General features: G+C 56.4%; 15 protein-coding genes. 3 read left to right on the forward strand and 12 right to left on the reverse strand.

Going from position 1 to position 12676, the window contains the following annotated elements:
- Window positions 1-80: 80 nt before the first annotated feature.
- From I6G90_RS14105 to zapE, 6 genes are all read right to left on the reverse strand, one after another.
- A complete protein-coding gene (locus I6G90_RS14105; protein ID WP_042655665.1) occupies window positions 81-815 on the reverse strand; it encodes a cytochrome c1 in 735 nt (244 codons plus the stop codon).
- Window positions 812-2029 (reverse strand): cytochrome b, encoded by a 1218-nt coding sequence (locus I6G90_RS14110; protein ID WP_019444835.1) that lies wholly within the window; start codon window positions 2027-2029, stop codon window positions 812-814. Before I6G90_RS14110 ends, I6G90_RS14105 begins: the two co-directional genes overlap by 4 nt.
- Before the next feature lie 2 nt (window positions 2030-2031).
- On the reverse strand, window positions 2032-2622 hold the full coding sequence (petA, locus tag I6G90_RS14115) for a ubiquinol-cytochrome c reductase iron-sulfur subunit (RefSeq protein WP_005336284.1): 591 nt from the start codon (window positions 2620-2622) through the stop codon (window positions 2032-2034).
- Between the two features lie 295 nt (window positions 2623-2917).
- Window positions 2918-3310 (reverse strand): 30S ribosomal protein S9, encoded by a 393-nt coding sequence (rpsI, locus tag I6G90_RS14120; protein ID WP_005336286.1) that lies wholly within the window; start codon window positions 3308-3310, stop codon window positions 2918-2920.
- Between the two features lie 15 nt (window positions 3311-3325).
- A complete protein-coding gene (gene rplM / locus I6G90_RS14125) occupies window positions 3326-3754 on the reverse strand; it encodes a 50S ribosomal protein L13 (RefSeq protein WP_005336289.1) in 429 nt (142 codons plus the stop codon).
- Window positions 3755-4020: 266 nt separating this feature from the next.
- On the reverse strand, window positions 4021-5115 hold the full coding sequence (gene zapE, locus I6G90_RS14130) for a cell division protein ZapE (protein WP_197928010.1): 1095 nt from the start codon (window positions 5113-5115) through the stop codon (window positions 4021-4023).
- Between the two features lie 140 nt (window positions 5116-5255).
- Between zapE and I6G90_RS14135 the strand changes: the two genes are divergently transcribed.
- The 3 genes from I6G90_RS14135 to degS all read left to right on the forward strand — a co-directional run bounded on the left by I6G90_RS14135 (window position 5256) and on the right by degS (window position 8292).
- Window positions 5256-5636, forward strand: coding sequence for a YhcB family protein (locus tag I6G90_RS14135; protein WP_005356646.1), 381 nt, complete (start codon window positions 5256-5258; stop codon window positions 5634-5636).
- Between the two features lie 81 nt (window positions 5637-5717).
- Window positions 5718-7079 (forward strand): Do family serine endopeptidase, encoded by a 1362-nt coding sequence (locus I6G90_RS14140; protein ID WP_005336295.1) that lies wholly within the window; start codon window positions 5718-5720, stop codon window positions 7077-7079.
- Between the two features lie 109 nt (window positions 7080-7188).
- Window positions 7189-8292 (forward strand): outer membrane-stress sensor serine endopeptidase DegS, encoded by a 1104-nt coding sequence (degS, locus tag I6G90_RS14145; RefSeq protein WP_197928012.1) that lies wholly within the window; start codon window positions 7189-7191, stop codon window positions 8290-8292.
- 189 nt (window positions 8293-8481) lie between these two features.
- Here the strand turns inward: degS and npr are convergent, their stop codons facing one another.
- From npr to lptB, 6 genes are all read right to left on the reverse strand, one after another.
- Window positions 8482-8754: a PTS phosphocarrier protein NPr gene (npr, locus tag I6G90_RS14150; protein WP_005336318.1), complete on the reverse strand. Its 273-nt coding sequence runs from the start codon at window positions 8752-8754 to the stop codon at window positions 8482-8484.
- 20 nt (window positions 8755-8774) lie between these two features.
- Window positions 8775-9641 (reverse strand): RNase adapter RapZ, encoded by an 867-nt coding sequence (gene rapZ / locus I6G90_RS14155; protein ID WP_197928014.1) that lies wholly within the window; start codon window positions 9639-9641, stop codon window positions 8775-8777.
- Window positions 9642-9686: 45 nt separating this feature from the next.
- Window positions 9687-10133, reverse strand: a complete 447-nt coding sequence (ptsN, locus tag I6G90_RS14160) for a PTS IIA-like nitrogen regulatory protein PtsN (RefSeq protein ID WP_042061522.1) — start codon at window positions 10131-10133, stop codon at window positions 9687-9689.
- A gap of 2 nt (window positions 10134-10135) precedes the next feature.
- The gene (gene hpf, locus I6G90_RS14165) at window positions 10136-10423 is read right to left on the reverse strand and encodes a ribosome hibernation promoting factor (RefSeq protein WP_005336323.1); all 288 of its coding nucleotides are present in this window, start codon (window positions 10421-10423) and stop codon (window positions 10136-10138) included.
- Between the two features lie 21 nt (window positions 10424-10444).
- Window positions 10445-11884, reverse strand: a complete 1440-nt coding sequence (locus I6G90_RS14170) for an RNA polymerase factor sigma-54 (RefSeq protein WP_197928016.1) — start codon at window positions 11882-11884, stop codon at window positions 10445-10447.
- Between the two features lie 65 nt (window positions 11885-11949).
- Window positions 11950-12675: an LPS export ABC transporter ATP-binding protein gene (gene lptB / locus I6G90_RS14175; protein WP_005336333.1), complete on the reverse strand. Its 726-nt coding sequence runs from the start codon at window positions 12673-12675 to the stop codon at window positions 11950-11952.
- Between the last annotated feature and the right edge of the window lies 1 nt (window position 12676).

Raw genomic sequence — 12676 nt, forward strand, 5'->3', positions numbered from 1 at the left:
TCCCGTCATAAAAAAGCAGAAACGGCAATGAAGCATCTTGGTCTTCATTGCCGTGCATTATATTACCCGTATCTGGTCGCTTAGTGAACGTCGCGCCAGAATTCCTTCTTCAACAGCACAGTGAAGATGAAGAAGATCACGATGAAGCCAAGCACCCAGAAGCCCATACGTTCACGCTCCTGTTGTACCGGTTCAGCCGAGTAGACCAAGAAGTTTACCAGATCCAGCACCGTCTGATCATACTCTTCGTTATTCATTTCACCATTGCCGTCAGATTTGATGCTGACAACCTGATGGGTTTCCACGCCATCGACCGTGTGAGTGGCAAACTCGGCGCGCGGGGTTCCCTGCAACGGCTCCAGTACATGGGGCATGCCCACGGACGGGAATACGGCGTTGTTCACCCCGAACGGACGGGTTTCATCCACATAGAAGGAGCGCAGATAGGTGTAGATCCAGTCTGCACCACGCACCCGGGCAACCAGCGTCAGATCGGGAGGCGGCGCACCAAACCACTTGGCGGCGTCCTTCTCCGAGACCGAGTTTTCCATCAGGTCACCAATCTTGGCGCCATTGACGATCAGATTGTCAGCCATCAGATCGGCCGGGATCCCCAGATCCTCTGCCACCCGGTTGTAACGCTGGTACTGGGTGCTGTGGCAACCAAAGCAGTAGTTCATGAAGGTGGCGGCGCCACGCTGCAGAGAAGCCTTGTCGCTCAGGTCATAGTTGGCCTTGTCCAGATGCACGGCCCCGGTATTGGCAAACACCAGTGAAGGCAGCAGGGTCAGCACTGCAAATATTATTCTTTTCATTTAAATGTCACCCTCTCCGGCAGCGGCTTGGTGCTTTCGTTCTTGCTATAGAAGAACAGCAGGACGAAGAACCCGAAATAACCCAAGGTACAAATTTGGGCAATCAGCGTCAGAGTCGGCGTCGACGGCAGCACCCCGAGGATCCCCAGAATCACGAAGCACACCACAAACTGGGCAATGTTCAGTTTGTGCAGCTTGCTGCGATAGCGCACCGAGCGCACTTTGCAGCGATCCAGCCACGGCAGCAGGAACAGCACCACAATGGAGAGGCCCATCATGATGACGCCAAGCAGCTTGTCCGGCACCGCCCGCAAAATGGCGTAGAACGGCGTGAAGTACCACACAGGCGCAATATGCGCCGGGGTCTTAAGCCCGTTGGCCACTTCAAAGTTCGGCTTCTCGAGGAAGTAACCCCACATATCCGGCTTGAAGAAGATGATGGCGCAGAAGAAGAACAGAAAGCCTGCCACACCGATCATATCCTTGACGGTGAAGTAAGGGTGGAACGCCACCGCATCCAGCGGCCAGCCGTTTTCGTCCTTGTGCTTCTTGATGTCGATACCATCCGGGTTGTTGGACCCTACCTCATGCAGCGCCAGAATGTGCATGGCAACCAGCATCACCAACACCAGCGGCAACGCGATGACGTGCAGCGCGAAGAAGCGGTTCAGGGTCGCGCCGGAGATGACGTAGTCACCGCGGATCCACAGGGTCAGATCGTCACCGATGACCGGAATGGCGCCAAACAGCGAGATGATGACCTGGGCACCCCAGAATGACATCTGGCCCCAGGGCAGCAAGTAGCCCATAAAGGCTTCCGCCATCAGTACCAGGAAGATCAGCATGCCGAAGATCCACAGCAGTTCACGCGGCTTCTGGTAAGAGCCATAGATCATGCCGCGGAACATGTGCATGTAGACCACGATGAAGAATGCAGACGCGCCGGTTGAGTGCATGTAACGCAGCAGCCAGCCGTACTCCACATCACGCATGATGTACTCCACGGAGGCAAACGCACCTTCCGCGGAGGGGTTGTAGTTCATGGTCAGCCAGATACCGGTGATGATCTGGTTGACCAGCACCAGCATGGCCAGCGAGCCAAAGAAGTACCAGAAGTTCAGGTTCTTCGGTGCCGGATACTTGGCCATATGGTCGTTGTACATGGCCGTGAGCGGGAATCGATAATCGATCCAGCCCATCAGTTTACTCAACATGGTCAGGCCTCCTTGCCATCGGCACCGACCTGAATGGTGGTGTCATTAATGAATTGATAGGGCGGAATGACCAGGTTCAGCGGTGCAGGCACCCCCTGGAACACACGGCCGGCCATGTCGAACTTGGAGCCATGACACGGGCAGAAGAAGCCGGACGTGACGCCCTGCACCTGCTCGCCAAAGCTGTCAGGCAGATAGGAAGGTGAACACCCCAAGTGGGTGCAAATACCGACCGCGACAAAAATTTCGGGCTTGATCGATCTGTACCCGTTATGGGCATAGTCAGGCTGCTGTGGCTCTTCAGATGAGGGATCCCGCAGCTTGTCATCATGGGCAGCCAAGGCATCCAGCGTCTGTTTGGTGCGTTTCACCACCCAGACAGGCTTGCCTCGCCACTCGACACGGATGAGCTGACCCGGTTCCAACTTGCTGATATCGACTTCAACCGGCGCCCCGGCTGCTTTGGCCTTGGCACTCGGATTCCATGACTTTATAAACGGCACTGCGGTAAACGCAGCTCCTACCCCACCAACGGCAACCGTTGACCAGGTAAGAAATCTGCGGCGACCGGTATCAACTGGCGCATTGCTCATCCAAAAACTCTCCCATGTGGACTCCGCACATTCTTATAGTGTCCCTGTTCCCCATTTTTCCCGTGACAACAGCGGCGGAAGCTGGATTTACAATTGCCACAGAAAACAGGGGAAATTTTAAAGAAAAGATAACAACTTGACAAGAAAGAGCGGTGAGCAATGAAAACAATAAAGAAACAATTTTTTGTCTTTTGTGACGCGTGGTTAGCATTGATGTCGGTAATATTACCAATAAAAAAAGCCTGGCGGCTGCCAGGCTTTTTTGACACTCGAAAGAGTGAGTACCAAAAGCGAATTAACGCTTGGAGTACTGCGGACGCTTACGAGCTTTGTGCAGACCGACTTTCTTACGCTCAACCTTACGGGCATCGCGAGTAACAAAGCCAGCTTTACGCAGTTCGGAACGCAGGGTTTCGTCGTACTGCATCAGAGCACGAGTGATACCGTGGCGGATCGCACCAGCTTGACCGGAGATGCCACCACCGTTAACGGTGATGTACAGATCCAGTTTCTCGGTCATCTCAACCAGTTCCAGCGGCTGACGAACTACCATGCGGGCAGTCGGACGGCCGAAGTACTGCTCCAGGGAGCGCTGGTTGATTACGATCTTGCCGCTACCCGCTTTGATAAATACGCGAGCAGTGGAGCTTTTGCGACGGCCGGTACCGTAGTATTGATTTTCTGCCATGTTGCCAGTTCCCGATTAGATATCCAGTACTTGAGGTTGCTGAGCAGCATGAGCATGCTCGGCGCCTGCGTAAACTTTCAGTTTACGGAACATGGCACGGCCCAGAGGACCTTTCGGCAGCATGCCTTTGACGGCTGCTTCGATTACCATTTCCGGTTTACGCTGAATCAGCTTGTCGAAGCTGATTGACTTGATACCACCCGGGAAACCGGAGTGAGCGTGGTACATTTTGTCGGTAAATTTCTTACCGGTTACGTGTACCTTCTCAGCGTTTACAACGATGATGTAATCACCGGTGTCAACGTGCGGAGTGTATTCAGCTTTGTGCTTACCACGCAGACGAGCAGCGATCTCGGTTGCGATACGACCCAGAGTTTTACCTTCTGCGTCCACAATGTACCAGTCACGTTTTACGGTTTCTGGCTTGGCAACGAAAGTTTTCATTAAGTTAAACCCAATTACCTGTTACAGACCCAATTGCTTATGGGGGCTCTCCCACAAACAACAAACGATGGCCTACCTGTACCCCTTCGAATACAAGTAAAGCTTAAAGTGTTGCTGTCTTATCGACAGCTGTAACGTGGGCCGGGCGATTATAAGTGAAGTTGCCTTAAATATCACCTGCTAATTTCACTGCCATGAAGCTAGCAAATGTCGCCCGGCCCTACCTGCCGCAGATGCCCATCCGACTGGCAGGCGCGGTATTGTGACTAAGGAAGGTGCACTCTGGCAAGGTATTCGTGCGATTGCATTTCCTGAAGCCGCGAAAGACAGCGTTTGAATTCGAAATTCAGCAGCCCTTCGCCGTAGAGTTCTGCCACGGGAACCGCCGCCGACATGATGAGCTTGACGTGCCGTTCGTAGAACTCATCGACCATGGCGATGAAGCGGCGAGCCGCGTCATCCGTGCCTGTGCCCATTGGCTGCACATTGGCCAGCAAGACGGTATGGAACAGCCTAGCCAGTTCGATATAGTCGTTCTGGGAGCGAGGAGTACAGCAAAGTTGCTCGAATTCCATATAGAGCACCCCTTCCCCCATCCCCAGTGACGTCAGCTGACGATGATTGACCTCGAACGTCCCTTCGCAAGCCGAGTGACCACCGGTTAATTGCTGAAAATAGTGGTCGAGATTGGCTTTTGCCTGCAAATCCAGCGGGCAGTGATAAATCTCGGCTTGTTCCAGCGTACGCAGGCGATAGTCGATACCGCCATCCACGTTAAGTACCTCGCAATGGCGCTCGATAAGCTCGATAGCTGGCAGAAAACGGGCTCGCTGCAGCCCGTTGCGATAAAGATCTTGCGGCGGAATATTTGAGGTGGCAACCAGTACGACACCGTGACCAAACAACTCCTGGAACAGTGTGCCCAGCAGCATGGCGTCGGTGATGTCTGAGACAAAAAATTCGTCGAAACAGATGATGTCTGTCTCGCTGGCAAGCTTGCTGGCCACCAGCTTGAGCGGATCGGACTGCCCGCTCAGCCCCTGAAGTTCATCATGAATGCGGTGCATGAAGCGGTGGAAGTGGCTGCGCATCTTGCGCGTCCCCGGCAGGCTGTCAAAAAAAGTATCCATCAGCCAGGTCTTGCCTCGGCCCACTCCGCCCCACATATAGATACCCAGGACGGGCTCCGGCGGCTTGGGCTTTTGCAGCCAACCCAGCAGCCCTCGAGATCTGGTCGGAGTCGGGCGCCGTAGCAAATCCTGATACAGTCGCTCCAGCCTGCTGATGGCCATCCCCTGCGCGGGGTCGGCCACAAAGCCGGGGCGCAGCAGATCCTGCTGGTATTTTTGCTGCGGTGTCATCCTTGAGCGCCTCTCCAAGTCCCTGAATCGAGGACAAAATGGTATCACGGCCTCAGGACGCACGGTATAGTGCCATCAAGGCATGGCGGTTATGACGACCGCATAAACCCATACTGTTTTAGCTGTAACAAGGAGCATCTATGAGTCTGTTAACTGGGATCCTGCTGGCTGTCGCGGCCTTGATTATCGGTATCGTTCTCGGCCGTTTTTCGGTACGTAGCCGCGATGCTGGCCGTCTGGAACAGGAACTGAAAAAGGCCCACAAGGAGCTCGAGAGTTATCAGGGCCAGATCAACACCCACTTCGCCGACAGTGCCGCCCTGATGGAACAACTGGCCGAGCAGTATCAGACCCTCTATCGCCACATGGCCGAGCAGAGCAAATTCCTGGCCAAAGCGCAGGAGCCCCTGTTCCGCGAGTCATTGGTAGAAGAAGCCCCAGCCAATGTCGCAGAAGAGCCGGGCGTTCCGCCTCGCGACTATGCGGGCGCCTCTTCCGGACTGCTCAAACAACCAAACTAGTTCCTCGCGGAACTAATTGGCCAGTCCCGTGGTCTGACCTTGACGATTGCAATGCAACTTTTTCTGGGAGCTGTTTTTCATATGCGTAAACCTCTTTCCATGCTCAGTGTGCTAGCCCTCAGTGTCGGTATCGCCATGTCTGCGGCCCCTGCTCAGGCTGCACTGCCTTCCCTGTTAGGCTCAAATCAGGAGATGCCAAGCCTGGCGCCCGTTCTCGAACAGGTCACCCCGGCTGTGGTCAATATCTCGGTTTCTGGCAAAAAAATTACCCGTCAGCGTCTGCCGGAACAGTTCAAGTTCTTCTTCGGCCCCAACATGCCCGACGAACAGGTGAGCGAGCAGCCGTTCCAGGCGCTCGGCTCCGGTGTCATCGTCGATGCCAAGAAGGGTTACGTGATCACCAACGCCCACGTGGTGCACGAGGCGGACGAGATCAAGGTCAACCTGAAGGATGGCCGTGAGTATGCGGCCAAGAAGATCGGTGAAGACAAACAGTCCGACATCGCCCTGCTGCAAATCAAGGCCGAGGATCTGGTGCAGATCAAGTTCGCCGACTCCGACGAGCTGCGGGTGGGTGACTACGCGCTGGCCATCGGCAACCCGTTTGGTCTGGGTCAGACCGTCACCTCAGGTATCGTCAGCGCGCTCGGTCGTAGCGGCCTCAACATCGAGAATCTGGAAAACTTCATCCAGACCGATGCAGCCATCAACTCCGGTAACTCCGGCGGCGCCCTGCTCAACCTGCGCGGCGAGCTGATCGGTATCAACACCGCAATTCTGGGCCCGAACGGCGGCAACATCGGCATCGGCTTTGCCATCCCCTCCAACATGGTGCGGGATCTGACTGAACAGATCGTCAAGTATGGTGAAGTGCGTCGCGGCCAGTTGGGCATTACCGGCACCGAGCTCACCTCCGACATCGCCAAAACCTTCGGTTACAACAAGAAGGATGGTGCCTTCGTCAATCAGGTCATGCCTGATTCGGCGGCCGACAAGGCGGGCATCAAGGCGGGCGATATCATCGTCAGCATCGATGGCAAACCGGTTCGCTCCTTCGGCGAGCTGCGCGCCAAGATCGCCACTATGGGCGCTGGCAAGCAGGTCGAGTTGGGACTGATCCGCGATGGCAAGTCACAAACTGCCAAGGTGACCCTGAAGCAGGCCGATGACAGCGAAGTACGCGCCAGCGCGCTGCATCCGGCATTGGAAGGAGCCAAGCTGAGCACCACTACCGACCCGGTCTCCGGCGTCGCGGTGGCCGACATTGATCCTCGCTCTCCGGCAGCCGCTTCCGGCCTGCAGAAGGGTGACATCATCATCGGGGTCAACCGCTTGCGCATCAACACCCTGGGCGAGCTGACCAAGGCGCTCAAGAACAAGCCTGACGTGCTGGCCCTCAACATCCAGCGCGGCGACTCCTCGCTCTATCTGGTGATCCGCTAACACTCGGGTTGTTCGCCAATCCCTCTATCACCCGCGGCCTTCACCGCGGGTGATTTTTATCCACCGATAGTGTTATTCTCTGCGCGCAGCCTGTACGGATGAGAATGACATGAAAATCCCCCCTTTAGTCAGTTACTTGGGCAAGTCTGTCGGTTTTGGTTTGACCGTCGCGGCGCTGCTGTTGCTGCTGTTTCCCCATTTTCGCGGTGGTGCCCAACTGCCCGGCATCATCACCAATGCCCGTGAACTGAGTTTCTCCTATGCCGCCCATCGGGCAGGCCCTGCCGTCGTCAACATCTACACCCGCAGCTTTGCCCCCAATCAGGGCAATCAGGGGGAGCTACGCCCGCAAGGGCTGGGTTCCGGCGTCATCATGAACCAGCGCGGCTATGTGCTGACCAACTACCACGTCATCGCCGATGCCGACCAGATCATCGTCGCGTTGCAGGATGGCCGGGTATTCAGCGCCGAGCTGGTCGGCACCGATCAGCTCACCGACCTCGCCGTACTCTATATCGAGTCAGACAACCTGCCGGTGATCCCGCAGGATCCGGAGCGACTGCCAGAAGTGGGGGATGTGGTGCTCGCCATCGGCAACCCCTACAACGTCGGCCAGACCATCACCCAGGGTATCATCAGTGCGACCGGCCGTACCGGCCTCTCCAGCATGGGGCCCGACAGCAATGGCCGTCAGGATCTGCTGCAGACCGATGCCGCCATCAACGAGGGGAACTCGGGTGGTGCGCTGGTCAACGGCCGCGGCGATCTGGTGGGCATCAACACCGCCACCTACCACCTCAACGGCAATCAGGAGAGCTACGGCATCAGCTTCGCCATCCCCTACCGGCTGGCAAAACGGATCATGGATGAGCTGATCGCCAACGGCCGGGTGATCCGCGGCTACCTCGGGGTCTCCAGCGTCGAGATCAATCCCATCGTCGCGCGGATGATGAACCTGGGCGACCTGCGTGGCCTGGTGGTGGAGAGTCTGGATCCCAATGGTCCTGCGGCCAAAGGCGGCCTGCAGCGGGGGGATGTGCTACTCAAGATCAACGGAGAAGCCATCAGTGGCGTGCGCAGCGCCATGGACAAGATTGTCGAGAGCCGCCCCGGCACCAAGCTCACCATCTCGGTATTCCGCTCCGGCAAGCCGCTGGAAGTGGTGGTCACCATAGAAGAAGATCTGCGCTATCAGCAGAGAATGGCCAGCTAAGGCGCAGCTCCGGCTGTGGAGCGGCATGCTTGTCATGAGGGAGATTATATTACTGACGAGATAATCGACCGCGACTGGGATTCATCGATGCAACAATGAGGTCGACTACCCCCTGCGGCCATACTGCGAATCCTGAATCATTACACAGCCGATCACTGCATTGCGGATCAGAATAAAAACGAGGAGTGACTACTCCTCGTTGAAGCCGGAGGTGAACAGCTCCACGACGGCGGCCAGGGCCTCGACCTCTTCGGGGCCCTCAACCTGTACTTCCACCTGCCGCCCTTGCGCGGAATCCAGCATCAGCAGGCCGATGATGCTGTCAGCATCTGCCTCCACACCATCTTCATTGCGCAGCAGTACGTGGGCATCGAACCCCTGCACCAGCTCGAACAGCATCATGGCTGGTCTGGCATGAATACCCAGCTTGTTTTTCACTTCAACCGAGGCGGAAACAGTCATCGGGTCGTCCTATTGGTCCGTCAGGATTGGGGGGCACTTTTGTCGAGAGTGCGGTGGCGGATCTGCACATTTTTGCCAAGCAGGCGGAATGCGCTGGCCAACCGTTCTGCAATAAAGACCGAACGGTGCTGACCGCCGGTGCAACCGATGCCCACCGTGAGGTAGCTGCGATTATTGCGCTCCAGATGGGGCAACCAGGTTACCAGCATGTTTTCGATCTGCTGGGTAAACAACATCACATCGGCCTGCGCCGAGAGGTAGTTGGCGACCGGCTCATCCTTGCCGGTAAACGGCTTGAGCTCGGGGATCCAGTGCGGATTGGGCAGGAAGCGGGCATCGAACACGAAGTCGGCATCTTTGGGAATGCCGTACTTGAACCCGAACGACTCGAACACCAGCACCAGCTCGTTCTCTTTCTTGCCGAGCACCCGGGTCTTGATGAGCTCGCTCAGGTCGTGAATGCTGAGGTTGGTGGTGTCGATACGCAGATCCGCAGTTGAAGAGAGGGGCGAAAGCAGGTTGGTCTCTTCCCGAATGGCCTCATCCAGCGACAGCTTGTTGCGTGACAGGGGGTGCAAGCGGCGGCTCTCGCCATAACGCTTCAGCAGAGTGCCGTTGTCGGCATCGAAGAAGAAGCTGGAGAACTTTACCCGCCCTTCATTGCGCACCTGGGCCAGCAGATTTTCCAGTTTCTCCGGCTCGCTCGGCAGGTTGCGCACATCGATACTGACCGCCAGTTTGTCATACTGGCTCTCGACCGAGACAATCAGCTGCGGCAGCAGATTGACCGGCAGGTTGTCCACACAGTAGTAACCCAGATCTTCCAGCACTCGCAGGGCTACCGTTTTACCGGAGCCCGAACGTCCACTTACCACGATTAACTGCATCTTGTTCCCTCACGCCAAAACGGGTGTCTCATCCTTGGCCTGCTGTCAGGCCGAGGTCATGATCTGATAGAGCTCTTCATCGCTGGTTGCCTGGCGCAACTGGCGGCAGACCGCCTTGTCACCGAGCTTGGAAGCCATCAGGGAAAGGGTCTTGAGATGCTGCTTGCACTCGCTTTCCGGCACCAGCAAGGCAAACAGCAGGTCAACCGGTTGATTGTCGATGGCGTCGAAAGGAATAGGATCGGCAAAGGTCATCAGGATCGCGGTTGGCGGGAATTCATCGTCAATACGACCGTGGGGGATCGCAATACCGGCACCGATCCCGGTACTGCCCATTTTTTCGCGGGCCAGCAAACATTCGAACAGCGCCTGACGGGAAGTGCCAAGGCGTTCGGCGGCCAGCTCGCTGATGATTTCGAGGGCGCGTTTCTTGCTGGTACAAGGGACTGCACTCTTGGTGCAGTCCCGACTCAGTATGTGTTCAAGTTGCATAGTTATTTTTTGTTTAACTTATCTTTGTGCTTGATGATCTGCCTGTCCAGCTTGTCGAGCAAGGTGTCTATCGCAGCATACATATCGGCATGTTCAGAGTTGGCAAACACTTCGCCACCGCTGACGTGCAATTTGGCTTCCGCTATCTGGTTCAGTTTTTCCACGCTAAGCACCACATGAACATTGTTGATGTGGTCGAAGTGACGCTCGAGTTTGGCAAATTTGTTGTTCACATAATCACGCAGAGCTTCGGTGATCTCGACATGGTGTCCGGTCAGGTTAATTTGCATAACATCATCCTTTTGTTTTGCCTAAACCAGGCGTTTGCGCTGATTGGAAGGTGGGATAAACAAGGATTCGCGATACTTAGCGATCGTGCGTCTCGCCACCATAATACCCTGTTCGGCCAGCAAATCCGCGATCTTGCTATCACTTAACGGCTTGGCAGGATTCTCTGCCGTCACCAGCTTCTTGATGAGCGCGCGAATTGCGGTCGATGAGCACTCTCCTCCTCCTTCGGTGTTCACATGGCTGGAGAAAAAAAACTTCAATTCGAAGATACCACGGGGGGTATGCATGTACTTCTGGGTCGTCACCCGGGAGATGGTCGACTCATGCATCTCCACCGCTTCGGCGATGTCGTTGAGCACCATCGGCTTCATCGCCTCTTCACCATACTCGAAAAAGCCCTGCTGCTGCTCGACAATGCAACTGGCCACCTTCAGCAGGGTGTCATTGCGACTCTCCAGGCTCTTGATGAACCACTTGGCTTCCTGCAAATGGGAGCGGATAAACTGGGTATCGGTGCTGCTGCGGGCGTTGCGGGCCATGGCGGCATAGGTCTCGTTGACCCTGATGCGGGGAGCGGAATCGGGATTGAGCTCGACCACCCACTTGTTGCCCTTCTTGACCACGGAAACATCGGGGATCACGTACTGGGAGTCGCTCTGGATGATGCCGTTACCGGGGCGCGGCTCCAGCAGCTGGATCAGATCCAGCACCTCCTTGAGGTCGCTCTCCTTGAGTTTGGTCTTGCGGGCGAGGGTACGATAATCGCGGTTGCCGAGCAGCTCCATGTGCTCGAGGATCACCTCCTTGGCCTCATTGAGCCAGGAGGTCTGCGGGTCATACTGCTCCAGCTGGATCAGCAGGCACTCCTGCACCGAACGGGCGGCAATGCCGACCGGGTCGAAATGCTGCACCCGCTTGAGCACCGCCTCGACCTCGTCGAGTTCGACCTCCAGCTCGTCGCTGCCCACCGCCTGTTGAATGTCTTCCAGCGCAACGGTCAGATAGCCGGATTCGTCGATAGCATCGATGATGGCGAGCGCAATGGCGGCATCCACGTCGCTGAACGGGGTGAGTCGCATCTGCCACAGCAGATAATCCTGCAGGTTTTCGGTAGTCTCCCCCTGATAGACGCTATCTTCCCCATCGTGGATGGGGCCGGCGCTCTGGGCGGTGCCGGCGGAGTAGACCTCATCCCAGGTCGTATCCACCGGCAACTCGTCCGGCATCTGCTCCTGAGCCATGGCATCGCTGGAGTCCATTTGACTGTCATCGACCGGCGCTTCCGGTGCGCTCTCCTGCTGCTCGCTCTCTTCCTGCTCCAGCAGAGGGTTGTTTTCGAGCGCTTGCTGAATTTCCTGCTGAAGTTCCAGGGTGGAGAGCTGGAGCAGACGAATCGCTTGTTGTAATTGCGGCGTCATGGTCAGGGACTGACCGAGACGCAACTGTAATGTCGGCTTCATCTACGTCGGGATATCCTTATGTTCAGCGAGGCAGGCGTCAAAGGAAATGAAGGCATGCCCCCTTACTATAGACTGAATTGATCGCCCAAATAGACGCGCTTGACCTGTTCATCGGCGAGGATGTCAGCCGGTGCACCTTCGGCAATCATCTTGCCGTGGCTGACGATATAGGCCTTCTCACATACGTCCAGAGTCTCTCTGACGTTGTGGTCGGTAATCAAGACGCCGAGGCCTCTATCTTTCAGATGCTGAATGATCTTCTTGATGTCTATCACAGAAATCGGGTCAACCCCTGCAAATGGCTCATCCAGCAGAATAAAACGCGGCTCGGCCGCCAGTGCGCGGGCGATCTCGACCCGGCGGCGCTCACCACCGGAGAGGCTCTGACCCAAGTTGTCACGAATGTGGGTGATGTTGAACTCTTCCAGCAGCTGCTGAACCTTGTCCTCACGCTCCTCGCGGCTCAACCCCTTGCGGGTCTGCATCACCCCCATCAGATTGTCGAACACCGACAGGCGACGGAAGATGGAGGCCTCCTGCGGCAGGTAACCGATACCGTTGCGAGCCCGCACATGCATGGGCTGCAGGCTGATGTCCTGATCGTCGATGGTGATGAGACCTGCATCGCGCTGCACCAGCCCGACGATCATGTAAAACGAGGTGGTCTTGCCGGCACCGTTGGGGCCGAGCAGGCCGACAATCTGGCCGGTGCCCACTTCCAGGCTGACGTCACTCACCACCATGCGGCGCTTGTAGCTCTTCTGCAGGCCCACTGCTTTTAACACTGCCATG

The organism is Aeromonas allosaccharophila (assembly GCF_016026615.1).
GTDB classification, from domain to species: Bacteria; Pseudomonadota; Gammaproteobacteria; order Enterobacterales; family Aeromonadaceae; genus Aeromonas; species Aeromonas allosaccharophila.